General features: G+C 57.2%; 19 protein-coding genes, 1 tRNA gene and 1 pseudogene. 11 read left to right on the top strand and 10 right to left on the bottom strand.

Annotated elements, in window-relative coordinates; all coding sequences use genetic code 11:
* The first annotated feature begins 299 nt into the window (after window positions 1-299).
* Window positions 300-376, top strand: a tRNA-Met gene (locus tag RRU01S_RS17865).
* Between the two features lie 285 nt (window positions 377-661).
* Here the strand turns inward: RRU01S_RS17865 and RRU01S_RS25435 are convergent.
* Window positions 662-890, bottom strand: a pseudogene (locus RRU01S_RS25435) (IS21 family transposase); the annotation flags it as partial.
* A 208-nt stretch (window positions 891-1,098) separates the two neighbouring features.
* Here RRU01S_RS25435 and RRU01S_RS17855 point away from each other — a divergent pair.
* Entirely contained in the window at window positions 1,099-2,607 is a 1,509-nt protein-coding gene (locus RRU01S_RS17855) for a lipopolysaccharide biosynthesis protein (protein ID WP_045231636.1), read from the top strand.
* A gap of 50 nt (window positions 2,608-2,657) precedes the next feature.
* Window positions 2,658-3,488, top strand: coding sequence for a hypothetical protein (locus RRU01S_RS17850; RefSeq protein WP_045231635.1), 831 nt, complete (start codon window positions 2,658-2,660; stop codon window positions 3,486-3,488).
* Between the two features lie 256 nt (window positions 3,489-3,744).
* On the opposite strand, the gene RRU01S_RS17845 is transcribed toward RRU01S_RS17850, so the two are convergent.
* Window positions 3,745-4,608 (bottom strand): AraC family transcriptional regulator, encoded by an 864-nt coding sequence (locus tag RRU01S_RS17845; RefSeq protein WP_234936189.1) that lies wholly within the window; start codon window positions 4,606-4,608, stop codon window positions 3,745-3,747.
* A gap of 173 nt (window positions 4,609-4,781) precedes the next feature.
* On the opposite strand from RRU01S_RS17845, the gene RRU01S_RS17840 reads away from it, so the two are divergent.
* Window positions 4,782-5,513, top strand: coding sequence for an SDR family oxidoreductase (locus tag RRU01S_RS17840; RefSeq protein ID WP_045231676.1), 732 nt, complete (start codon window positions 4,782-4,784; stop codon window positions 5,511-5,513).
* A 308-nt stretch (window positions 5,514-5,821) separates the two neighbouring features.
* On the opposite strand, the gene RRU01S_RS17830 is transcribed toward RRU01S_RS17840, so the two are convergent.
* Window positions 5,822-6,361 carry a TetR/AcrR family transcriptional regulator gene (locus RRU01S_RS17830; RefSeq protein WP_276325040.1) on the bottom strand — a complete coding sequence of 180 codons (540 nt, stop codon included), beginning with the start codon at window positions 6,359-6,361 and terminating at the stop codon, window positions 5,822-5,824.
* Between the two features lie 334 nt (window positions 6,362-6,695).
* On the opposite strand from RRU01S_RS17830, the gene RRU01S_RS17825 reads away from it, so the two are divergent.
* From RRU01S_RS17825 to RRU01S_RS17810, 4 genes are all read left to right on the top strand, one after another.
* Window positions 6,696-7,856 carry an AAA family ATPase gene (locus tag RRU01S_RS17825; protein ID WP_045231631.1) on the top strand — a complete coding sequence of 387 codons (1,161 nt, stop codon included), beginning with the start codon at window positions 6,696-6,698 and terminating at the stop codon, window positions 7,854-7,856.
* Window positions 7,825-8,172, top strand: coding sequence for a hypothetical protein (locus RRU01S_RS17820; RefSeq protein ID WP_131367807.1), 348 nt, complete (start codon window positions 7,825-7,827; stop codon window positions 8,170-8,172). The genes RRU01S_RS17825 and RRU01S_RS17820 overlap by 32 nt, the downstream gene beginning before the upstream one ends.
* Window positions 8,173-8,287: 115 nt before the next feature.
* A complete protein-coding gene (locus tag RRU01S_RS17815) occupies window positions 8,288-9,445 on the top strand; it encodes an efflux RND transporter periplasmic adaptor subunit (protein ID WP_045231629.1) in 1,158 nt (385 codons plus the stop codon).
* Window positions 9,445-12,588, top strand: a complete 3,144-nt coding sequence (locus tag RRU01S_RS17810; RefSeq protein WP_045231628.1) for an efflux RND transporter permease subunit — start codon at window positions 9,445-9,447, stop codon at window positions 12,586-12,588. The genes RRU01S_RS17815 and RRU01S_RS17810 overlap by 1 nt, the downstream gene beginning before the upstream one ends.
* Before the next feature lie 224 nt (window positions 12,589-12,812).
* Here RRU01S_RS17810 and RRU01S_RS17805 read toward each other — a convergent pair whose 3' ends face one another.
* From RRU01S_RS17805 to RRU01S_RS17780, 6 genes are all read right to left on the bottom strand, one after another.
* Window positions 12,813-13,580: a GntR family transcriptional regulator gene (locus RRU01S_RS17805; protein ID WP_045231627.1), complete on the bottom strand. Its 768-nt coding sequence runs from the start codon at window positions 13,578-13,580 to the stop codon at window positions 12,813-12,815.
* A gap of 102 nt (window positions 13,581-13,682) precedes the next feature.
* Window positions 13,683-14,735 (bottom strand): AbrB family transcriptional regulator, encoded by a 1,053-nt coding sequence (locus RRU01S_RS17800; protein ID WP_045231626.1) that lies wholly within the window; start codon window positions 14,733-14,735, stop codon window positions 13,683-13,685.
* A complete protein-coding gene (locus tag RRU01S_RS17795; RefSeq protein ID WP_045231625.1) occupies window positions 14,735-15,703 on the bottom strand; it encodes a Bug family tripartite tricarboxylate transporter substrate binding protein in 969 nt (322 codons plus the stop codon). The genes RRU01S_RS17800 and RRU01S_RS17795 overlap by 1 nt, the downstream gene beginning before the upstream one ends.
* Entirely contained in the window at window positions 15,700-16,647 is a 948-nt protein-coding gene (locus tag RRU01S_RS25035; RefSeq protein WP_165572243.1) for an isocitrate lyase/PEP mutase family protein, read from the bottom strand. Before RRU01S_RS25035 ends, RRU01S_RS17795 begins: the two co-directional genes overlap by 4 nt.
* A gap of 16 nt (window positions 16,648-16,663) precedes the next feature.
* A complete protein-coding gene (locus tag RRU01S_RS17785) occupies window positions 16,664-18,178 on the bottom strand; it encodes a tripartite tricarboxylate transporter permease (protein ID WP_045231624.1) in 1,515 nt (504 codons plus the stop codon).
* Window positions 18,179-18,188: 10 nt separating this feature from the next.
* Window positions 18,189-18,668 carry a tripartite tricarboxylate transporter TctB family protein gene (locus tag RRU01S_RS17780; protein WP_045231623.1) on the bottom strand — a complete coding sequence of 160 codons (480 nt, stop codon included), beginning with the start codon at window positions 18,666-18,668 and terminating at the stop codon, window positions 18,189-18,191.
* 178 nt (window positions 18,669-18,846) lie between these two features.
* Here RRU01S_RS17780 and RRU01S_RS17775 point away from each other — a divergent pair, with 178 nt between their 5' ends.
* Window positions 18,847-19,815 carry an isocitrate lyase/PEP mutase family protein gene (locus tag RRU01S_RS17775; protein ID WP_045231622.1) on the top strand — a complete coding sequence of 323 codons (969 nt, stop codon included), beginning with the start codon at window positions 18,847-18,849 and terminating at the stop codon, window positions 19,813-19,815.
* A 561-nt stretch (window positions 19,816-20,376) separates the two neighbouring features.
* On the opposite strand, the gene rsgA is transcribed toward RRU01S_RS17775, so the two are convergent.
* Window positions 20,377-21,366 carry a ribosome small subunit-dependent GTPase A gene (gene rsgA / locus RRU01S_RS17765; RefSeq protein ID WP_234936192.1) on the bottom strand — a complete coding sequence of 330 codons (990 nt, stop codon included), beginning with the start codon at window positions 21,364-21,366 and terminating at the stop codon, window positions 20,377-20,379.
* Between the two features lie 366 nt (window positions 21,367-21,732).
* Between rsgA and RRU01S_RS17760 the strand changes: the two genes are divergently transcribed.
* Window positions 21,733-23,298: a gamma-glutamyltransferase family protein gene (locus tag RRU01S_RS17760; protein ID WP_234936188.1), complete on the top strand. Its 1,566-nt coding sequence runs from the start codon at window positions 21,733-21,735 to the stop codon at window positions 23,296-23,298.
* A gap of 8 nt (window positions 23,299-23,306) precedes the next feature.
* Window positions 23,307-24,533 (top strand): amidohydrolase family protein, encoded by a 1,227-nt coding sequence (locus tag RRU01S_RS17755; RefSeq protein ID WP_174447695.1) that lies wholly within the window; start codon window positions 23,307-23,309, stop codon window positions 24,531-24,533.
* The last annotated feature ends 32 nt before the right edge of the window (window positions 24,534-24,565 follow it).

Raw genomic sequence — 24,565 nt, 5'->3', positions numbered from 1 at the left:
AGCGCAAAAACAAACGGCCATAAGGCCAGTCAAAGGCCGCTCACTACGCGGCCTTTTGCGTTATAAAACGCAAAGACAATATCGGCGTATCATACAATCGTGCGCCCCTTACAGGAGACAAATCCTAAAGGATTTGCTCCGGCAGTATGCATCACAGCCAAGCTGTGATGCAGTCGCGATAAATCCCATAGGGATTTACGCTGGTAATAACGGTATTTTGCCTAAGGCAAAAACCGGATCGGATACGCAAACTCGGCGAGTTTGCTCTGTCGGTTTTTGCGAACGCAAAAACCTGGTAACGCGGGGTGGAGCAGCCCGGTAGCTCGTCAGGCTCATAACCTGAAGGCCGCAGGTTCAAATCCTGCCCCCGCAACCAACCAAACTTGTAACAGCTTCCATTCAGCCTCCGCTTCGGCGATTACGGCACGACAGCGTTTAAGATAAGCCACCATCTCAGACTGATTATCGAACTCACGCGCCCTGACCAAGCGGGCGAACTCGTTTCTATGCTGCTGCGTGAGACCGGCACTGTATTCCTGGAACGCCTGCATCGAAGCACGGATAGCAGCGAGTTGACAGTAAATTGTGAGCTCCGTCGACTTAGCAGAGGCCTCCCATTCCGGAAAAAAGTTGCCGGCTATAGAATGCAAGGCCAGCGGGTGCCACCCGTGCAAGTGCCACGGAAGACGTCGAAGGCCCTGTCGTGCGTGTCGAAACGCCATTTCTTGGCTTTCGCGCATATAGGCTCGGGCAAACATCATACGGCTGTGGAAAAGCCGGACATGTGCCACCTTTATGGTCGTCGTCACCCAGTTGATCAGAATGATCTCGTAGCTCCAATCAAACTGGTAGGCCTCGCCGGGCGCGTAGTAGAGTGGGACATAGGCTTCGGTCGTTAAGGTCGAGGGTGCCCTCGGCGTTCATGAATCTCATCGAACTCGCTGGACCTAGTCGGTGCGCGCTGGCACGCCAACCGGGCGGCCGCTCCCAGGCGAGCTGTTAAACCGCGCACCATTCCTGCCGCAGTGCAGCACATGTCTTTTCTTGGACAAAATGGCCTGATACGGTCAATGGAAGGCGCACAGAGAGGTGAAGTAATTGGCGACGACCGATGGTGACGAAATCGTCTTTGCACATCTCAGCGAGAATCGGTCCAGAGCGGCTCTCCGGGGGGCCTTCTGGTCAGCGCTCGATACTCTGATTCCGACTGCCCTCAACAGCCTCGTCTTCGTTGTCACATCGCGCTATCTACAGCCTCAGGATTTCGGGCTCATTGCGCTTGCCTTCGCTGTAGTCAGCTTTGCCGCAGGTTTCGGACCGACGGCCTTTGGTGACGCGCTGATTCAGCAAACCTCGATTCGCCGTAGCCATCTCGACACAGTCTTCTGGATGACGTTCATGTCGGCTGCGGTGCTCTACGCGGTGCTATTTTTCGCCTCAGCGCCACTCGCCAATTTACTCGGTCACGGAGAAATTGCCGGCCTCTTGTCGATTATCGGCCTGAAGGTATTTTTCGACATGATGATGGTTGTGCCGAATGCGCTTATTGCACGGACGATGTCATTTCATCTCGCTGCAGCACGAACAGCAATCGCCACTTCCGTCTCGGCGGTCATATGCCTGTCGTTGATTTTTGCCGGCTTCGGCCTTTGGGCACTTGCTATTGCCCAGATAGCAGCACCTGCCGCAGCCTGTATTGCTGCGTTCTGGGGCGCCCGCTGGCTACCAGGTTTTCATATCAAGCTCGCGAGCCTGCGTGAATTACTTCATTACGGAATATTCGCGTCTGGAAACCGCTTTTTGCAGACCATGAACCTGGACCAACTGATCATCGGCACGCTGATCAGTCCTGCTGCACTCGGAATTTACAACTTTGCGCGGCGACTGTTCGAAATGCTCAATCAGGTGGTAGCAGGAGGTCTGAACTCCGTCACTCATGTTCTTCTTTCCTCCCTACAGTCCGAAAAGGCGAAAGTTCGCGAAGCATTTCTGATGGCGACGTTCGGCTGCTCGCTCGTCTCGTTCCCTGTGTTCATGGGGCTGGCCGCGATTGCCGGTGACGCCATCCCCCTGATATTCGGTCAGCATTGGGACGGTGCCATTTGGCCGGTTCGCTTTTTCTGCGTCATCGGCCTAATGAGCGGAATAGGCATCGTTCAGGCTTCACTGATCAACAGCCAGGGCAAGTCAAACTGGTGGTTCTACTATCAGCTGGTTCGCAATATCGTAACGATTCTAACCATTCTGTTGCTCTACAAATACGACGTGGCAACGATTGTCTGCGCCATGATGATTGGCGTTTTTGTTCTCTGGCCGGTTACGCTCTACATGGTGTCCAAGCTTATCGACCTTAGCGTTTGGAAGTATTTTGCACAGTTCCTCCGCCCAACAGCTGCCTATATCGGTATGCTCATGGTCATATTAGCGATTTCTACTTGGCTTCACGACTGGCCACCGGCATGGCGGCTAGCGGTTGAAATCGTGGTCGGTGGGATCACTTACTGCGCTTTAATTCTACTTATGTGTCGACAAAGGATCATGTTCCTCGTGAACACGACGTTGCAGGCGCGGCACCGAAAGAGCCAGCCGCAGCCTTCCAGCGATTGATCTAAGAACCAATTTTGTAGCTCGGCCTGAAGTTCATCAAGGACAATTCCATGACTTTAGTCACGTTCATCATTCCAGTCCGCCACCAGGCCAACGCTAAGGACTGGTCGGCGCTGAAGTCGCGTCTAGCGCAAACAATCGCATCGATTTCCGGACAGACGCACAGCGACTGGCGGGCGATCATCGTCGCTAACGAAGGTGCTGACCTGCCGGACCTGCCTCCGCAGTTTTCTACCGTCCGGGTTAACTTTCCGCCTAACGAATTTTATGATTTAAACGATGCCAACCGCGAAAAGGCATATGACGCTGTTCGCTTGGATAAAGGCCGGCGGATATTGAGCGGCATGCTGACTGGATCAGGATCGAATTTTTTTATGGTGGTCGATGACGACGATCTGGTCAGTTCCAGAATCGCTGCGTTCATATCCGAACACCGGACTTCCGATGGCTGGAAGATCGACAAGGGATATTTATGGAGCGAAGGGGGTAACTTTCTACTCCACCACAACGACTTTTCTAACTTCTGCGGTACGTCTTTGATTATCAGCGCGGCACTCTACGGATTACCCGCAAGCGTCGACGAGGCCGATCCAGCCTATGTCAAGACGATGCTAGGGAGCCATGTGAAGATCGGCAAAATCTTGGCCGATGCTGGTCATCCCCTTAGCCAACTCCCATTTCGCGGGGCTATCTACCGTGTAGGACATAGCGGTGCGCACAGTAAATCGATCGGCATTTTAAAGGCACATTTCCTTAACAAGTGGGCGTTGCGAAATCCACACCACCTGATCGGCAACCTGTTAAAGGTTCGCCTGATCAGTAACGGGCTGCGAAAAGAATTTTTTGGCAAAGATAGTTTGCCTGAAAACCGGAGCGTCTGACCCAGCCTCTCGCAATTACCTTTGGTTAGGAGTGAGGGACATTACCTCTGTCGAAAGCGTTGACTTACCTCTGCTGTAGGGTCGTAATCAAGGCGACACCTTCTTCATCGCCTCCGCAGGCGTAGCCGACACCGCCAATCAGCGAGACTGACTATTCTGAAAGCGAAGCATTGTCGGCGGGGACGTTGCTTTGCGCAATAAGCAGGATAAGGCGACAACTAAAGGTGGCGAAGTCGTGTAATTTTGCGACAAACCATTAGTTCTGCCGGAAGCTTTTGACATCACGAGCTGGAGGTGTACCGAACATCCTGGTGTATTCACGTGTGAATTGCGACAAGCTCTGATAGCCTACCGCAAGAGCGACAGCGCCTACGTTTCCAGGTGATGCAAACAGCATTCGACGGCTTTCGTAAAGCCGGATGTGCTTCTGATACTTGAGGGGAGACAGACCGATGCTGGCTTTGAAGGCACGGTGAAAAGCGGATACGCTCATTCCAGCAATTCGTGCGAGATCATCTACTCGGAATGGTGCCCCGTAATTTTCCCTGATCCATATCTGGGCAGTTCTTATCCGAGAGAAGCGGCTATCGACACTCGCCACCTGTCGAAGGATCGCTCCTTGCGGGCCGAGAAGCAGTCTGAACAGGATTTCACGTTCCAGCATAGGCGCCATCACGCTGACCTCGTGGGGCCTGTCCGCCAGATGCAGCAACCGGGTCCAGGTGTCGAGCAGGTCTTCACTCGCCTGATAGACATTGAAGGTACGCGTGTCGCCCATCTCGGGCTGGGCATCGGCGTGCTTTAAAAGGTCTGCAACCGCTGCACTGTCAAAGGTCAGGCTAAGGGCAAGGTACGGCTCAGACGGACTCGCCTGGGCCACTTCACCGACAACAGGAAGCGCCACGGATGCGATGAACGTGTCTCCCGGTCCGTATTCCAAAACCTCGTTCCCGATCGAGAGCCGTTTCCTGCCCTGCAGGATCAGGCTGACTAACGGCTGGTAGATTTCCGGGAAGAGTTCGGTGGGCTCAGGAACGTTGAAGATGTCCACGCGTGGAATGGCCGTTCGAGTCAGAATACCCGTGGACCTGTCCAGCGCAAAATCCTTCAGCCTGTCCATGGTTTGGTTCATGCATGGCCCATCGCATGATGACATCGTCAAATCAATGCAGAAAGCAGGATCGTGCAAAAAACAAGTCGGATCGGACACGCGAAAACGGCTGCGTCGGCTTAGTTCTTGTGAGTGCCGGACCCGTGTGGGGAACCTGCCTTGAAGTGAATTGGATGTTTCAAATGGAATTGAGAGATGCCGTCGTTATGATCACGGGAGCGTCGTCCGGTATCGGCAAGGCCACGGCACGGGCGGCTTCTACAGCCGGTGCAAAGCTTATTCTGCTCGCCCGCCGAAAGGACCGTCTCGCGGCACTCGCCGCGGAACTCGGGACCGCGCTCGCAGTCGAATGCGACGTTACAAGGCCCGAGCAGGTGGAAGCCGCAGTACGAGCCGGGATCAAAGAGTTTGGCCAGATTGATGTTCTCGTCAACAATGCCGGTCAAGGGCTTTACGCCAACATCGGTGATATCGCTGCTGATGACTTCAAGGCGGCGCTCGATCTGAACGCTGTCGCACCGTTGGTCACGATGCAGGCGGTCATTCCGGGGATGCGCGAACGTGGTCGCGGAAGCATCATCAACGTCAGTTCTGGCGCAACGCTTGCAGTCTATGCGGGCTCGGCAGCATATACGAGCTCGAAAGCGGCACTCAACATGCTCTCACGTGTCGCGCGCCTGGAGCTTGCCGACGACGGGATTGTAGTCTCCACGATCCATCCCTCGATCACCAGCACGGAGTTTTACGGCTCCGTAAGGTCAGGCGGCGGCTTGGCAGAAACGCAAGAAGCTGACACCCGGTCGATTGCGCATTCACCGGATTTTGTAGCCGACGCAATCCTCGCACTTGTTCGCAGCGGCGAGGCCGAGCGAGACCTCGTCCCCGAAGAATTCGGTGGGAGTTTAAAAGGCTAGACGACAAGGTGCGCTAGGCTTTGTCACACTGCTCCGATCAAGCAAGTCCGGCTCGCAATATGCTGGCTTGCTTGGTCTTGGAAGCCAAGCAGCGGGGGGGAATACTGGAGCCTGCGCCGGTTGCCGGTGCTTGATGGGGCGACAGCTTCGGGCCAACCGTTGCCTTCGCAGTGCTACGCTACACACGGACATTGCCTTGATCGTTGCTGCTATATCGAAGCTCGTCAGGAGCAATGTTCGAGCGCAGCAAACTCCACAAATAACATGAAGTCGGGTCCCTGCGCTGAAACGTCTTCCGTATTCGTGGATCAGTGCCTACGCGAAAGCATATCGATGAAATGACTCACTCGCTCTTTGCGGAACGCCGCCCTTATCCGACCGTGCTTTTCAAGTTCTGCCAGACCATGAAGGGTAGCCCAGAAGGTCTCGGTGGCGACTTCAGCGTTTGTGCAAAATGGCTCAACGACCGCCATCATTGCCCCGAATGTATCGCGCATGGATTGAGGTGTATCGGACTTTGCAAACTGCAGACCGCTCGGAAGGACGAACATCGCTTCGTACAAAGCTGGCCGCTCAAATGCGAATTCCAGGTAGGCCATAGCAACGTCTTCCATTGCTTTCGCCGAACTTGCGCCGCGCCGGATCGATGCCCGCAGCACTGGCCCTAGCTCCCCAAATCCTTCCAGAGCGACCGCTCCGACAATCGCGTCGCGGTTTTGGAAATGGGCGTACAGGACGGGCTGGCTGTATTCGATCTCCTGAGCAAGTCTACGAACTGTTACCGAGGCCCAGCCGTCTTTTTCGGCAATCATTCTTGCCGCGCCGATGATGCGCTGCTCGCGCTCCACTTTCTGTCGCTCTTTGCGTCGAATATCGAAGAAGTCTTGGCCTTAACGTATAAAGCAGTCCAACTTTTTATCCGCACCCCCGTAAGTGGATGAGGACGGAAATGAAGACCACGTCACTGACGGTTTGCTCGCGCTGACGAAACAAGCACCGAAATCAGCGGACGTATTTATTCGAAAAAAATTGTCAAAGCTTGCGATCTCGATGGCGACCACGTCATGTGTTTGGTAGGTCGTTTCCAGTCTCTATTAGACCTATCGGTTTTGGATCTGATATTGCTTGGCATGATGGGTCTCCTCTTGCCATCTCCTTGCAAACCGTGAGAACTTGGTGCGCATGATCCTGACTATCGCCATTTCGGGTTATCGGTCCCTTCGTAACCTCGTCCTGCCGCTTGAAAAGCTGACCGTCGTGACCGGTGGGAACGGAGCGGGAAAGTCGAGTTTCTATCGTGCGCTCAGACTTCTTGCAGATGTCGCGCAGGGACGAGCTATCGCATCATTGGCTGCAGAGGGTGGACTGCAATCGACGATCTGGGCTGGGCCGGAGGCTTTTTCGCGTAGCATGAAGGACGGCACCGCGCCCGTGCAGGGGACGGTTCGGAAACATCCGGTCGCACTCAAGCTCGGATTTGCATCAGATGATTACGGTTACGCGATTGATCTTGGACTGCCAGTCGCTCCACCCCCGCCGAGCTATTTTGCGCTTGATCCCATTATCAAGGCAGAAGCCGTGTGGGCAGGCGAAGCGTTGAGCCGCCGAAATGTGTTTGTGGAACGTGCTGGGCCGGTTGTGACCGCTCTTTCCGCAAGCGGCCAACGTGAGGTTTTGCTGCACGATCTCGCATCATTCGAAAGCATGATGACGCAGTCCGCTGATCCGAAGAACTTGCCTGAACTTCTGTATTTGCGTGCCCAAATGAGTGGCTGGCGTTTTTACGATCACTTCCGAACCGATCCATTTTCGCCTGTGCGACAGATGCAGATTGGTACCCGAACACCGGCTCTGTCATCCGACGGTGCCGATCTGGCCGCCGCCATCGCGACTATCCAGGAAATTGGCGATGCGGCGGGCTTTGACGCTGCTATCGAAGATGCTTTTCCTGGCAGCACGATCGAGATCAAGACGGAGCGAGGGCGCTTCGAACTGCTGATGCGACAGAAGGGTTTGCTACGACCGCTTTCGGTTACAGAACTCTCCGATGGCACGTTGCGTTATCTGCTGCTGGTGGCAGCTTTCACCACGCCGCGTCCTCCCTCGCTGATGGTGCTGAACGAGCCTGAAACCAGTCTGCATCCCAGCCTCCTTGCACCCTTGTCTCGTTTGATCATCCGGGCGTGTGACCGGTCCCAACTGCTCGTCGTGTCCCATGCGGAGGAGTTGGTGTCGCACCTTGGCGCCGAGGGAAAAGGGTTGATGGTGCGGCTCTCCAAAGTGCTGGGCGAAACTGTGGCCGAAGGGATCGATGCACCTGCATGGAATTGGCCTGCACGATAAGGCGCTTCCTAGCGCTGATTTGGTGACGTCTTGCGCAAACATGGTCGATTTTGCGCTGATGTTTGAAGACACAAACCTGCGGCAGGGTAATGACATTGACGACATGGTTTCCGAACAGGTTTCTCCCGACCACGTGACGATGTCCCATGCTCCTAAAACGTCAAAGGCCACGCCAACTGTTGTTTCTGTCAGCGAAGCCGATGTGGTTCCTCACCTTTCAGAAACAGGCCGCTATCTCATCCTCAAGACATTGACGCTTCGCGCGGTGATGTCGTTCTCGCGGCCGGATTTCGCTTTCAATAGCGCTTTGGATTGATAAGGGAATATTCGTTTCAATCTGTGGAACGGCAGTACCGCACGCGACATCGCCTCAAGCATTGAACCAAAATCATCATCGCCGCGTTAATTCACCGCTTTCAGGAGTGGCTTGCATGAATAAACCTTTGGTTCGATTGTCTGCCATTGGTGGCAAATTTATAGGCCTGTCATTGCTGGCAAGCATCGTGGCTCTTCAATCCACATCTTCATCAGCGGAAGAACCGGCTCCTGTTCCCGTAACCGCCATAAAGGCAAGTGTCGAAACGATTGACCGCGTCATCAACGGTATCGGCACCGTTGCGCCTTTGCAGTCCGTCAATGTTCGCCCGCGCACCGATGGGCAGGTAACAGAAATTTCCTTCACGGAAGGGCAGTTGGTAACGAAGGGAAGCGTTCTTCTCAAGCTTGATGACCGTGAGTTGGGGTCTGCGTTGACATCCGCACAGGCCAAGCGGGCGCAGGATCAGGCGCAACTCAACAGCGCGCAGATGGACGCCCAGCGATATGCCGCCCTTGCCGAAAAAGGCGTGGCCTCGGCATCGACGCTTGAGCAGAAGAACGCAGCCAGCGAGCAATATGCCGCAGCCGTTCAGTATGATGATGCGCAGATCAAAAATGCCGAAACGCAGCTGAGCTTTGCCACCGTCATTGCGCCGATTTCTGGCCGCACGGGTTTCAAGCAGGTCGATGTCGGCAGCCTGATCAGTGCGCGCTCGACCGATGGTATCGTCACGATCACGCAGATGGACCCGATTGCAGTGTCCTTTGTCGCCCCCGGTGATCGGTTTGGCGAAATCCGCGATGCGCTGAAGGAAGGTCTTGCCGAGGTTCAACTCGTCAGCACGGATGGTAGTCGCGTTCTCGCCAAGGGTCAGTTGACCACAGTGGACAATGCGGTCGACGCATCGAACGGTTCTATTCACCTGCGGGCGACATTCGATAACAAGGATGGAGCGCTCTGGCCGGGACTGCCCGTCGCCACGATCCTCACCGTGGAGAAACGCAACGGCGTCGTCGTTCCCGACAAGGCACTCGCCCGAGGTCGAGACGGGCTCTATGCCTATGTGATCGGGCAGGACGGAAAAGTTCAAAAGAGGACCGTCAAGACCGCTTATGTGACGAATGCACGTGCGCTGGTGGTCGATGGCATTGGCGATGGCGATCAGGTCGTCATGGATGGCCAGTCGCGCATTGGCGATGGTGATAAGGTTCAGGTCACGCCCTGGACCGGATCCCCGACGGGCGAGCTTGCTGAAAAGGCAAATCCATAATGAGCAAGCCTCAGGACGCTGAAGACAAAATCAAGCCTGGCTTTTTCGATTTTTTCATTATGCATCCGGTCGCGACCGGATTGATCATGGCGGGCATCTTTCTTCTCGGCGCTGTTTGCTACCCGTTCATGCCGGTTTCCGCTTTGCCACAGATCGATTTTCCAACGGTCCAGATCGCCGCTAATCTTCCCGGCGCTTCGCCGGACACCATGGCATCCAGCGTTGCCCAACCCATCGAGGAAGCACTGTCGCGTGTCAGCGGCATAACCGAGATGACGTCCAACAGTTCGCTTGGTACGACATCGATCACAGTCCAGTTCGACCTGGACCAGGATATTCAGACGGCGGCAAGCGATGTGCAGACCGCCATCAGCGAAGCCGCAGGTGAACTGCCCAAAGACATGACATCGCTTCCAACGGTGAGAAAGGTCAACCCGTCCGATGCGCCCGTCATGCAGCTGTCGGCTAGTTCCGACACGCTGACTTTGCCGGAGCTGGACGAATATATCGAGCGCAATGTCGCATCGAAAATCGGGCAGGTGTCCGGCGTGGCCTTCGTTAATATCGGCGGCAAGCAGAAACCCGCCATCCGCATTGCGGTGGACCCGGGCAGGCTGGCGCAGGCAGATGTGACCTTGGAGGATGTGCGAACCGCGATCGGCAACCTCAGCCTCAGTGCGCCGAAGGGCAATATCGACGACCCCACCCGCACATTTCCGATCTATACCAACGACCAGATTGGCAGCAGCGCCGAATGGAACGATGCCGTCATCGCCTATCGCAACGGCGGACCCGTGCGCATCCGCGATATCGGTCAGGCGGTAAACGGCGCTGAAGACAACAAGATGGCGCACTGGACAAATGGCGAGCGTGGCATTGCGCTTGACGTATTCCGTCAGCCGGGGGCCAACGTTATCGCCGTCGTCAATGCCATCAAGGAACAACTCCCGGCCCTTCAGGCTTCGTTTCCGAAATCCATCAAATTGGAACTGGTCACGGACCGCACGACGACCATCCGAGCTTCCGTCGAGGATGTCCAGTTTACGCTGATGTTGACTATCGGGCTCGTGGTCGTCGTCATCTTCCTTTTCCTGCGCAATCTGCGCGCCACTATCATTCCCGTTCTGACCCTGCCCATCGCGCTTGTCGGGGCGTTAGCGCCCATGTGGGTGCTTGGCTTCAGCCTAGACAATCTCTCACTGATGGCGCTGGTTGTCGCGGTCGGCTTTGTCGTGGACGACGCAATCGTGATGCTGGAAAATATATCACGCCACATCGAAGATGGCATGGATCCGCTGGAGGCCTCGCGCAAGGGTGCGGGCGAAATCGGTTTCACCATCGTCTCCATCAGCCTCTCGCTGATTGCCGTGCTCATCCCGATCCTGCTGATGGGCGGCATCGTCGGCAGGCTTTTCCGCGAATTTGCGGTAACTCTCACCGTGGCGATCATCATTTCGGCAATCGTCTCGCTGACGCTAACGCCCATGCTGGCATCGCGCTTCATTCGCCCGATGGATAACAGCAAACGCGGGCGCTTTTACAAGGCGGGAGAGGCTTTCTTCGATGGCCTGACCTCCCTCTACATGCGCAGCCTGAAGCCGGTCATACGCCATAAATACATAACGCTGGTGGTTTTCCTGTGCACTGTCGCGGCGACCGGCTACCTCTTCGTCATAGTACCAAAAGGCTTCTTTCCGGAACAGGACACCGGCTTTATCGCAGGGCTCTCGCAGGCTTCGCCGGATATCTCCTTTACGGAGATGGCAAAGCTTCAAGAGCGCGTCAGCGCCATCATCATGAAGGACCCGGCCGTTTACAGCGTCTTCATGGATATCGGCGGCGGCAATGGCGGTAACGCACTCAACCAGGGCCATGTGAACATAACCTTGAAACCGCTGGATCAGCGTGACGCCAGCGCAAAGGAGGTCATCGACAGGCTGAGTTCCGCGTTGAACGTTCAGCAGGGCATCAAGCTGTTCATGCAATCGGCGCAGGACATCAACATCGGGGCTCGTCCTGCCAAAACCCAATATCAGTTCACCCTTCAGGATGCGAATATTCAGGAACTGGGAGACTGGTCCGGGAAGATCACCAGCGGTCTGCAAGGCCTGCCGGAATTGCGAGATGTCGGCAGCGACCAGCAGGCGCAAGCGCCCAACCTGTCCATCAAGATCGACCGCGCAGCAGCAACGCTCTATGGCGTCCTACCCTCCGCGATTGATGATACGCTCTATGATGCATTCGGCCAGAGACAGGTGGCCTCCTATTCGACGCAGACCGATACCTTCCGGGTGATTTTGGAAGTTCTGCCAAGCCTTCAGCGTGATATCGCGACCCTTGAGCGGCTGTCGGTGCGGGCGAGCAATGGAACGCTGGTGCCGCTTCCCGTCGTTGCCAAATGGTCGACGGATGGCGTATCGCCGGTGTCGATTTCGCATCAGGGTCAATCGCCTGCGGTCACCGTATCCTTCAATCTCGCCCCTGATGTCGCTCTGGGACAGGCGACTGCTGCGATTGAAAATGCGGTTTCAAACATGCAGCCGCCCGCGTCCCTGCAAACGAGTTTTTCCGGAAGTGCCAAGGCCTTCAAGGATTCGCTGGGAACGGTACCTCTGCTGATTCTCGCTTCCCTTGTGGTGGTCTACATCATCCTCGGCGTTCTCTATGAGAGCCTCATCCATCCATTGACCATTCTTTCCACGCTGCCATCGGCTGGCCTCGGCGCCTTGCTTGCTCTTCAGGTCGCGGGCTTTGATTTCGGTTTGGTCGCCATGATCGGCGTCATTCTGCTGATCGGCATCGTCAAGAAAAATGGCATCATGCTCGTCGATTTCGCAATTCAGGCGGAACGGGACGAAGGCCTCACCAGCGAGGAGGCCATCACGAAGGCGGCGCAGATGCGGTTTCGCCCGATATTGATGACGACCATGGCCGCTCTTCTCGGCGGATTGCCGCTGGCCATCGGTCATGGATCAGGCTCGGAACTGCGACAACCCCTCGGCTATGCCATCGTCGGTGGCTTGCTCGTCAGCCAGTTGCTGACGCTTTACACAACGCCTGTCGTCTATCTGCTGCTGGACAAGTTGAGAACGCGCAGTGGCGTTGAAACATCGAAAAACGGGCCAGCACCGGCAAGCGCTTAGGCAACGGTACAGAAACACGGGAAACGTTGCCGTGTCGGACAGACAACCCCAAAGTTTGCCATCAGCTTCGCCGACGCTCGGGTGTTCGTCGCCTTGCGTCATGCATGTGTCTAGGAACAGCGCCACACGTCTCGTCACTGTTACCTTTAGCGTGATCGTCTTTCCATCTGGGGTAGAGGCATGAGAGCGTCACTTCATCCCAAGAGTTGAATGATGCCTAGATCTCATTGACGGCCACTTGGCTTTAGTTTTCGTTTCCCGGTGGCTGATGTCACTTCTCCTTCAAGCGCAATATCGCGCTGCATTGCCTCGACCCGACGTATTTTGGCGCTGCCTATGTGGCGGCGCATCATGATCTCGGCGAGGTCGGCGTCACGGTCGGTGATGGCGTCGTAGATGCGCTTGTGTTCGACCACGGCGCGTTGGCGCAGAACGAGACTGTCGTTGCGGCTGCGGTAGAGACGGAGCAGCGGATAGAGCTCTTCGCAAAGCAGCTTTATCAGCAGATCGTTCTGGCTGGATTGGGCAATCTGAAAATGAAAGTCCCTGTCGACAGTGCCCAGCGCATTGTGCTGACCGGGCTCTAGTCCTGCCAGCCCGGCTTCGTGATGCTCGATGGTTTCGCGCAGCTTGAGGAAATCGGCTGATGTCATCTTGACCGCGGCTTCGCGAGCAGCGAGGCCTTCCAGCATTTCACGCACGGAAAACAGTGACGACAGTCGTTCCGGTGTTGCTTCGGTCACGCGCGCGCCCTGGTTGGCGGTGCGCGTAATTAGGCGGCGCTCCTGCAGGCGGTGCATGGCTTCGCGAAGGGGGCCGCGGCTGACACCGAAACGCTGGGCTAATGCGGGCTCGCTCATTTTCGAGCCGAGCGGAATTTCGCCCAGAAGAATGGCCTCGGTCAATTGGTGGAAAAGTCGTTCCGCCAGCGTTCCTTCCACTTCCATAGCGCGGTCTTGAATGCCTGCGCCCAGCGTGTCGATGCGATCCATGCTCAATGCCAACCTCGTTTATCTCGCGCGATACTAGCGCATCGGCCCGAAGACCGGAATGGATTTTCGAAGGCGGATGCGTCGATTCAATGGCTTAGAGTGTCATGACCGATCATGTTTCCCTGCAAGAAGACGGTGAATGAAGGGCCCCGCGAGAACGACGTAAATGGTGCGGAAGACGTGGCAGGTCACGACGAAGGCAACCTCGATGTTAGCTGCAAAGGCGATGATGCTCATCTCGGCAAAGCCGCCGGGCGCAAACGCCAGGAATAGTGCGGCAAAGGGTTGGTTGACCAGAATGCTGGTGATCTCTGCCGCTCCAAGTGCCAGAGCGATGAGGATCGATGTCCAGAAAACGCCCTGCATCAGCGCAAGTCGTGCCTCGTGAAACTTGATGCCAGCAAATCGCGCGCCGGTGATACAGCCGATGATCACCTGCATGCCTGCGACCAGCCATGAGGGCGGTGCAATGGCGGTGAGGCCGGTGCCATGGGCGATGGCACTGAACAGCAAAGGCATGATCATGATACCGCCGAATGATCGCAGCGGTCTTCCGGCCAGATATCCAAGGCACGCGCATAACAGCAAAATCAGCCAGTCGACTGCGCCGGCAATGGCGTGATCACCGAGGGGTGCAGCACCTTTTACCAGATTGACATCGGTCATCAGCGTCAAAAGAAACGGCACGGCTGAGACGACGATGATGATGCGCACGGAATGCACAAGCACCAGCTTGCGGATGTCGGCGCCGAACTGCGCGCCCAGCAAGGTCATTTCGCCCAGCCCTCCGGGCATCGAAGCGAATATGGCTGTCGAGCGGTCGTAGCCGAGCAAGCGAAAGAAGTAGAAGCCGCAGGTCGTCACCAGCAGAAAGAACAGGATCAGTATCGGCACCAGCATCCACCAGCCGGTGATAGTCTGGACGACCAGCGGCGTAAACGCGCTTCCGGCCATAACGCCGATCACCGGGCGCGCACCATCGCGAAAGATTGTGGGTAGAACTCGGCTACGGTCGTAAAACGAAAGAAGGGCCGCACCGAACATCGCCCCCAGCGTCCACGGCAGGGGAAGATGGAGCAGGCGGAACAAAATTCCGCCTGCCACCCCAGCTGCCAGCACCAGCATGACAGTGAGGATTTTTGCCCTGGGAGGCATCAGTTCGCAGCAAGTCCCAATTCACCCAGGATTTCCTTGGCGCTGTCAGTCTCTTTCTTGATGAAGACCTGATAGTCGGCCTCGTTCATATACATATCCAGCCAGCCGCGATCTTTCAGGATCTGCTTCCAGCGTAGCGTATCCTTCATTTTCTCCACGAAAGCGGCAATCGTCTTGGCCTGGGCATCATCGAGGCTCTTGTGCACCGAAATGCCGCGCCAGTTGGCGAACACGACGTCAACGCCGAGTTCACGCAGAGTAGGGGCATCGACGCCCGGCAGGCGCTCCGGCGCAGCAACCGCCAGAATTTTCATCTTCCCGGCCTGCACCTGTGTGAGGAAGTCCTGCAAGCCACCGCCGACAACGGTCGCCTGCCCGTTCAGCGCGGAGACGACGACCTCACCGGTGTTCGGGTGCGGAATGAAGTTCACTTGTTTTGGCTGAAGACCGGCCTGCTTCGCCAGACGTGCGAAGAAGATGTTTTCGGTCGATCCCGGCGATCCGCCGCCCCAGGCAACGCTGCCCGTATTGGCCTTGAACTTGTCCATCAGGTCCTTGAAGGAGGTGAGCTCGGAGTCGGCGCGGGTTGCGATGACCTCATATTCACCTGCCAATCGCGCCAGCGGACGTACATCCGCCAATGTCACCGGCGTCTTGTTGGTCAGCGGGAAGAATACCGTTCCGGCACCCTGCACGACAACGGCGTTGCCATTGCCTTCCTTGCTGGTCACGAATTGCGAGATGGCGACAAAGCCGCCGCCACCTGGGATGTTGGTGACCTTGACGGATGGCGCCAGCTTTTCATGGCGAACCGTGTCTTCGATGGCGCGTGCCACCTGGTCCAGCCCGCTGCCCGGTCCGCCCGGCACGGTTACGTCTAGGGTTCGGATGTTTTGCGCCGCGACGGGTAGTGCCGGCAGGGCGAGCGTGGTGGCAAAAGCTGCCAGTAACAGTCTGCGTGATATCATCGAACGTTTCCTCCCATGTCGATGGTTTCTGAAGAGTGTGTTGTAGAGCGCGTGTTATGGCGCTGGACGAGGCGCGTTGCCTCCTCCCGAAACTCGATTTCACTGGCCATCATGCCATTGAGATTGACGAGTTCATTATAGTCATCGAGCCGCATCAGCCCCGTCTCGACTGAAGACAGCGAGCCCGCCGTGGCAAGCGAACGCAAGGTCGTATCGACCGCATGGGCAGCGGCAAACAGTGAGATGGACGGCATGCTGATGGTGGCGACGCCCTGCGCCTTCAACTCGGCAATGTCGGTAAAACGTTGCTTGGCTGCCTGAGACAGGGTTGCCGCAAATTCGCAGGGGATTTCCTCCATGCAGCGAGCGATTTCCTCCGGCCTGTCGACGCCTTGCGGCTTAGCGAGGTCTGCGCCTGCTTCGAGATAGAGCTTGCAGCGCATGATCGCTTCATCCAACCCGAAATCGCTGCGGCTGTCGGTGCGCGCGATGATGACGAGATCGGGATCACGGCGGGCGGCGACGGCGCCACGTATCTTGGCGATCATTTCCTCGACGGAGATCACGTCCTTGCCCGGCAGATATCCGCAGCGGTTGGGAAAGCTCTGGTCGCCGATCATGATGCCGGAAACGCCTGCCGTTTCGAAACTGCGCACCATCTGCGTCACATTGTGCACATCGCCGAACCCTGTGTCGGCATCCACGGATACCGGCACGTTGACCGCCGCGCAGATGCGACCGTAGTGATCGGCATAATCGCGCATGTTGGATTGGCCCATATCAGCGCCGCCCAGCATGGTGCCGATGGCGGCAAAACCTCCGCCACCGATAAGCTTGAAGCCTGCGCGTTCGGCAATTCTGGCAGACAGGGCATCGTAAACGCCGGGCATGACGTGGCCTGCGCGCTCACGGATGAGTTTTCGATATTCGGCTCTCAGCGACATGGTCATTTCCGTTCTTTCAGGGCGCTTCGGCATTGCCGGAAGCCGGGTCGTTGGACCGGCGAAGGCGCATAAGGGCTGGAATAAAGATGATGGAGGCCGCCAGCGCCAGCATGAGTGCCGAGGCCGGGTGGGTCAGAAACACCGTCCAGTCACCCTGGCTGATGGCCAGCGAACGGCGCATCTGCTGTTCGATCATCGGGCCCAGTATGAGACCGAGAATGCACGGCACGATGGGCACATCCAGAACCCGGCAGAAGAAGCCGATGATACCGATGATCCAGAGCAGGAAGATATCGATTGCATTGCCGTTGATGCTGTAGGTTCCAAGCGATGCCAGCACCAGAATGCCGCCATAGAGCCATGGCTTGGGGATCGACAGCAGCTTCACCCAGATGCCGACCATGGGCAGGTTGAGGATGAGCAGCAGCACATTGCCGATGTAGAGGCTGGCAATCAGACCCCAGACCAGATCGCTGTTGCTTTCAAACAGCAGCGGGCCGGGGCGCAGGCCATATTGCTGGAAGGCGGCGAGCAGAACGGCGGCTGTCGTGGAGGTGGGAAGGCCGAGCGCCAGTAGCGGAGACAAGGCACCAGCCGCCGAGGCGTTGTTCGCAGCTTCCGGCCCGGCAACACCTTCGATGGCACCCTTACCGAACTCTTCGGGGTTGCGGGACAGCTTCTTTTCCAGAGTGTAGGACAGGATCGTCGGCAATTCGCTTCCGCCTGCCGGAATGGCACCGATCGGGAAACCGATGAGCGTGCCGCGCAGCCATGGTTTCCAGGACCGAGACCAGTCCTCGCGGCTCATCCAGATAGAGCCTTTCAGCGCATGAATCTTATCGGCCACACCGCCTTCACGCGCCGCCACGAACAGCGTCTCGCCGACAGCGAACAGACCAACTGCCACCACCACGGTGTCGATACCATCCAGAAGCTCGATGATGCCGAAGGTAAAGCGTTCCTGTCCGGTCTGCGGATCGAGGCCGATACAGCCGAGGAACAGGCCGAAGCAGAGCGCCGCGATACCTTTGCCGGTGGAACGCCCGATGACAGTCGTCACCGTCGCCAGCGACAGGATCATCAGTGCGAAATAATCAGGTGCGGTCAAAAGCAGGGCGACATTGACCAGCAGTGGCGCCGCGAATGTCAGGCCGATGGTCGCAATCGTTCCGGCAATGAAGGAGCCGATGGCAGCGGTGGCCAGCGCTTGCGCCCCGCGCCCCTTGCGGGCCATCGCGTTACCATCGAGCGCCGTCATCATCGCGCCCGCTTCACCGGGCGTGTTGAGCAGAATGGACGCTGTCGAGCCGCCGTATTGCGCACCGTAATAGATGCCTGCAAACATGATGAAGGCCGAGATGGGATCGAGGCCGAGTGTCAGCGGCATCAGAAGTGCCACGGTGGTCGCAGGGCCGATGCCGGGCAGCACGCCGATGGCGGTTCCCAGTGTGACGCCCAGAAGCGACCAGCCGATATTGGCGGGTGTGAGAGCAACGGCAAAGCCGTTCATGAGATCAAAGAAAGTATCCATTTGAGCCGACCTACTGGTTGGCAGGAAGGATTGGCGCGAGAATGCCGAGTGGAAGATCGAGGCCGAGCCCCCAGTTGAAGGCGAAGAGAATGATGCCGGACAGCACGAGGCCGAACACAGCATTCAGAAGCAGCCTGCGATCACCGAAGGCCCAGGCGCCAGCCACGAAGACAAGCGTTGCCATGGGCACCCAACCGGCCTTCTTGATCAGCAGCGCCTCGATCAGCACGGCTGCCGAAATGACGATGACCGGCCAGATGTTTGTTTTTTCATCGCTATTAGTCGCGTCGGCGTCGACGCTGAGGCTTTCGAGGCACATCAAAATTGCAGAGACCATGAAGCCTCCACCGATGATCATCGGGAAGACAGCGGGGCCGACGGCGTCATACCCAAACCCGCCCTGAATGCCGCGGGCATTGAGAAACACCGCAATCCCGATTGCGAATATGGTGATGCCGAATGTGGCCAGTGGCCAGTTTCTGACAGTCATAGCTCCTCCCATGCCGTCATATTAATGTCATCTCACTTAAGCCCAAGACTTGCAAATCTGTCAACACTATTTGCAATAAAATTCGATTGGCGATGAATAAATGCGCAAATACCGATAGAATGTTGACATAAAATCCATGCTATGGAAAACATGCGGCAGTGTTTCAGGGAGGTTTCACATGCATCTTCGCCCAACCGTCATATCCGGTCGTATGAGTTCGGAGCTGCGGCGTCAGCTGCGGGAAGGCCGCAAGCCGCTGGTCGGCATCTCAGGCGCAACGCCGCATCATGCGCAACTGACGGAAGCGGCAGGCTTTCGTCTGTTCTTCCAGTCCGGCTCACAGGCAGCGGCCCACATCATGGGCATGCCGGATGCGGGCCTGATGACGCTGACCGAGGCGGTCGATAATATCCGCCGCATCTGCCAGTCCATTACCATTCCTGTTATCGCCGATTGCGAGACGGGATTTGGCAACGCGGTCAACGCCACACGCGCCGTGCACGAGTTCATCACTGCCGGTGTCGCTGGGTTCTTCCTTGAAGATCAGACCTTTCCCAAGCGTTGCGGCTTTACCAAGGGCGTAGAGGTTGTGTCGATCTTGGAGGCCAGCGCCAAATACCGCGCCGCCTGCGCCAAGCGCGATGAACTGGACCCCGATGTCGTCGTCATCGCCAGAACCGATTCGCGCGCAGCCGTGGGCGGCAGCGTCGATGAGGTCCTGCGTCGCTGCGAGGCCTATCTGGCATGCGGTGTCGATATGCTGATGGTGATGGCGCTTCAGAGCCGCGAAGAAATGCAGCGCGTGCTGGAAGCCTTCCCAGAGGCGGATATCTACATCAATGCGAGCTCGATCAAGCCTGCGCTCTCGGCAGCCGAGTACGAGGCCAGCGGTGCCGCAGTCTACAATATTTCCATCTCGAAGGTTTCCCAATTGATGATGGAAGCATTTTTGCGCGACTGTAAAGAGAGAAGCGCCGACGCTTTCAACGACTTCATGGAAACCCAGCAATCCTCGAAACTCGGCACCTTCTCCTATCTCGACCTCACCGGCTTCCCAGCGGTTCTGGACATCGAAAAGCGATTTTTGCCAGAAGAAAGCCTGGCTAAATATGCTGATTCCCTAGGGGAGTATGACCCGAGGGGATGACTGGTTAGGATCATCACCGTTTTGCGCAGCTTATTGTCTGCGCAAAACGCGTTTCCCCAACGTGTAGGAGCAACACGCCGCCCCTGAATGCGCCGAAATCACCCGATAAATAGTTTAGTATTTCTAAACAAAAACGCACTGCTGACGGGATTGCCTCTCATCGATGACCCGCAAATAATGATGGATATCACAGGGATGATCTGAGGTCGGGTAGAGGGGTGGCAAAGCAGCGACGACCAAATCGTCGGTGTCTTTTTGGACGGCCTTCTGCCGGAATCTTCGGACTTTTCGAAATTCAATCCAGTCGTTTTGAGCGGTCTCATGGGCGAGGCCAGCACTGCGATATCTATTGATCGCCCGACACTTCTCGCCGCGCCCCGTCATTGATATTCGAGTTAGCTTACTTGACGTGCAGTGGTGACGTGAAACTCTCAAAGGTGCCTTGGATTTCATGGGCCACGCTCTGGCGGGTTTTCCTGAATGGCCGGTACGTTCTTTTAATATGAAAGGTGGACCCGGCCGTCATAGAAGCCAATATGTAAGGCACGGGTGGGATATAAGTCAGTATTTCTTCTTTTTGATCATTTTATTGCCCTTCGGCCCGCTGGCCACGGGTGTTCTATCCTTGTTTTCTGCCAGCAGGCTTCGCCAGCGCTCCAGACGCTCGCTGTCGAGCGTACCATTCGCCACCGCTGCCTGAACGGCACATCCGGGCTCGTGCGCGTGGGTGCAGTCGCGAAAACGACAAAGCGGCGCGAGCTCCGTGATTTCCGCAAACAGGGTGTCGATACCGTCGCTGGCATCACTGACGAACAGCGTCCGGATGCCGGGCGTATCAATGATCCAGCCACCACCCGACATGGCGTGAAGCGATCGCGCCGTCGTCGTATGTCGGCCTTTGGCGTCCTGTTCGCGGATCGTCCCAGTCTTCTGCATCGCCTCAGGTCCAAGGCCTGAGAGGGTGTTGACCAGCGTCGATTTTCCAACACCGGATGAGCCGACCAGAGCCAGAGTCTGGCCAGCACCACACCATGGTTGCAACCGAGAGACCGCATCGGCTGACCGCGCGTTCAAGACGACGACGGCGAGATCACGCTGAAGGGTTTTTGCCTGCTGCTCGAATGCCGCCGCTTCGTCAGTGGTGTCGGCCTTTGTCAGGACGATAACGGGACTTGTTTCTGCCTGATTGGCCATGATGAGATACCGTTCCAGCCTTGCAAGATTGAAGTCGGCATTGCAGGAGGTGACGATCAGAAGCGTATCGACGTTGGCCGCGGCAAGCTGGTGGCCATGCCCGCCCTCCAGACGCCGCTGAAAGACGGTTTTTCGCTGAAGACGAGAAACAAACATGCCGGTCAACGGATCCGCCAGCACCCAGTCGCCCACTGCAAAATCCGCCGTGTTGGAGTTGGGAGGAAGCTCAAGCGGTAGAGGTCCTTCTACGCTAATGGCATCGATGCGCGCGCGGTGCACCGATGCGACACGCGCGGGCATGAGATGCGCCTCGTCCGGCTTGATCTGATCCGCGAAGAAATCAGACCAGCCAAGCATGTCGAGAGATAGAGGCGGGCTGGGAAGGGCCAAATGGTGATCCTCGGTCTGCGGCGTCTCGTCATGCGCCATCATTCTGCGGTTTGAGACTGCGTTCTATACGGAAAGCAGCGCCGTCGCCACAGGCCGATTGTAGTTCGTGACTTGGTTGGCTTGCGCACCAAAAAAACCGCCTGCAATTTAACATTTGGATTATCCGCAATGTGTGTGGGATATATGGGCATATTGCATTCATAAGACGGCCCGAAGCGATGGCGACAAATCTTAGTAGACGTGACTCGGTCTACGCTTCGGCCAAACTCACACGCTCCAAATGGCTGATCGACATCTCAGCCTCTCTATTTCGCTGTCCGATTAGGAGCATCCATGCGTCAGTCTGAAAACAGAGCTGCGCGCTCGAGGCAGGGCATGATCACCACGCCGCACGACGCGGCGAGTGAAGCAGGTGCCAAGGTCTTGTGGCGTGGTGGTACGGCTATCGAGGCGGTGATTGCCGCTGGCGCCGCGCTCACGGTTCTCTATCCTCACTTCTGCGGGCTAGGTGGAGACGCGATATGGATCGTGGCAGATGGCTCCGGTCGGCGACAGACGATTATGGGGATCGGCCAGGCGGCGGAACATCTGCCAGTGCTCGACGCCATCCCGCAACGCGGACCGCTATCGGCTCTGACGACCGCAGCGCTGGTCGACAGCTGGGGCAAAGCCTTACAGTATTCATCCGAGGCCTGGCATGGAACAGAGAGCCTGGAAACTTTGCTGGCCGATGCGATTGAGCTGGCGGCACGGGGGGTTCCGATCAGCCGGTCGCAAAAGCACTGGCACGATTTTCGTGCGGCTGAAATTCCCAACTGGCCGGGTTTCGAGGCACACTTCGTCACCGAGGGCATTCAGCGTCAACCGCAACTGGCCTCGGTTCTGGAGCGGATCGCGCTGCATGGCCACCGCGAATTTTATGAGGGCGAGCTTGCCCAGCGCATCGCCAACGGTCTGGAAGCTGCCGGCAGTCCGATCCGCCTGCGTGATATGCAAAAGACTGCTGCGCGGATGGTCGATCCTCTTTCCATGGTGTATCGGGGTGTGGAACTTCTGGCGCCGCCGCCGCCATCCCAAGGCATGACGACGCTGGGGATCATGGGCGTGTTGCAGAATTTCGATATGGCGAATGTGGACCCGTCATCTGCCGAGTTTTATCATCTCTGCGTGGAGGCAGTGAAACAGGCCTTTCTCGACCGGGGCGCTATTGCCGACCCTGATGTCGTGGCGCAGGCCTGCGGTGAGTGGTTGAACCAGACCGTTCTGTCACGCAAGGCGGCAGCAATCGACCGGCACGTTGCCCGTCTGTGGCCCGCAGTCCATCAAACCGGCGATACGGTTTATCTTGCCGCTGTTGATCACGCGGGACGTTGCGCCAGCGTGTTGCAAAGCACCTATTATGACTGGGGAAGCGGTGTCTTGCTCCGCGATACCGGCATTCTCTGGCAAAATCGCGGTGCGGCCTTCAGCACTGATCCGGCAAGCCCCAACGTTCTGGCACCCGGAAAAAGACCGTTCTATACACTCAACCCCGGCATTGGCTTGAGAGACGGCAAGCCGCATCTTCTCTATGGGACGCAAGGGGCGGATGGGCAGCCGCAGACACTTACCCTGCTTTTGAGCCGCCTGATCGACCACGGGTTCGATCCGCTCTCGGCGCTGTCTGCGCCGCGGTTTTTGCTCGGGCGCACCTTTTCCGACACCCGCGATAATCTCAAGATCGAGGCATCGGTGGGAGATGAGGTTATCGGCAAATTGCAGGCGATGGGCCATGAAACGATTGCCATTCCGGCACTGAGTGCGCTGGCCGGGCAGGCGGGCGTTATCCGATTGAACGGGGACGGATGGATCGATGGCGCGCATGATCCCCGCAGCGATGGCTGCGCCATTGGTATGTGAGGACTGACATGCTGTTTGATCTCGTTCTTAGAAATGCGCGCCTGGCAGGCCAGCACGGGTTGGTGGATATTGCGGTGAAGGACGGTCGCATTGCTGCGATCGGCGCGAATTTCCGCTGCGATGCCGTGACCGAGGAAAATGTTGAGGGTAACTTTGCTTTTCCCGGCTTTGTCGATAGCCATGTTCATCTCGACAAGGCGTGCATTCTGGAGCGCTGCACGATTTGCGCCGGAATGTTGGAAGAAGCCGTGCGCGAAACGGCAAAGGCCAAGGCTGGATTTTCGGAAGACGACGTCTTCGAGCGTGCCTCTGCCATCGTCCGGCAAGCCATTGCTCACGGCACCACCCGCATGCGTACCTTCGTCGAAATCGACCCGCGCGCAGGCATGCGCTCATTTGCGGCGATCAAGCGCGTGCGCGAGCGGTTTGCCTTCGCAATCGACATCCAGATATGTGCCTTCGCGCAGGAGGGACTGACACAGGAGCCTGAAACGGAAGAGATGCTGGACGAGGCGCTGCGCAACGGTGCCGATCTCATCGGCGGTTGCCCCTATACCGATCCCCGACCAGAGGAACATATCCGGCGGATTTTTGCGCTGGCCAGACACCATGATGTCGACGTGGATTTCCATCTTGATTTCAGCCTGGACCCAGCAAAAACCGATTTGCCGGCTGTCATCGAGGCGACCCATGCTAACGGCTATGGCGGCCGCGTGACAATCGGGCATGTGACCAACCTGTCAGCACTCGATCCGGCAGAACGGTCGATCATCGCGCGCAAAATCGCTTCAGCCGGAATAGCTGTCACAGTTCTGCCGGCCACGGATTTGTTTCTGATGGGACGCGATAACAAGTCGAACATCCCCCGCGGCGTCACGCCTGCGCATCTTCTGCTGGCAGACGGAGTGCAGGCAGCCATCGCCACAAACAACATCCTCAATCCCTTCACGCCGTTTGGTGATGCCTCGCTGGGGCGCATTGCAAACCTGTACGCCAACGTCATGCAACTCTCCCGAGACGAGGATATCGATGAGGTCTTTGCGATGGTGAGCAGGCGTGCGGCGGCCATCATGCGTGCAGACTATGGATTGGCAGTCGGCGCGCCGGCTGATCTCGTCATTCTCGATGCCCCTGACCAACGGGCGGCGATCCGCTCCATCGCACCCGCACATGCGGGTTGGAAGGCTGGCAGAAAGACATTCTTGCGCGCACGCCCCGAAATTCTCGAAGGGTGAGGGGTCAGGGTGTCAGTTGCTTTGGTCTCGAA

It is taken from the genome of Agrobacterium rubi TR3 = NBRC 13261 (assembly GCF_000739935.1).
Lineage (GTDB): Bacteria > Pseudomonadota > Alphaproteobacteria > Rhizobiales > Rhizobiaceae > Agrobacterium > Agrobacterium rubi.
The sequence above is the reverse complement of the archived record's forward strand: the minus strand, read 5'-3'. Positions and strand labels throughout refer to the sequence as shown.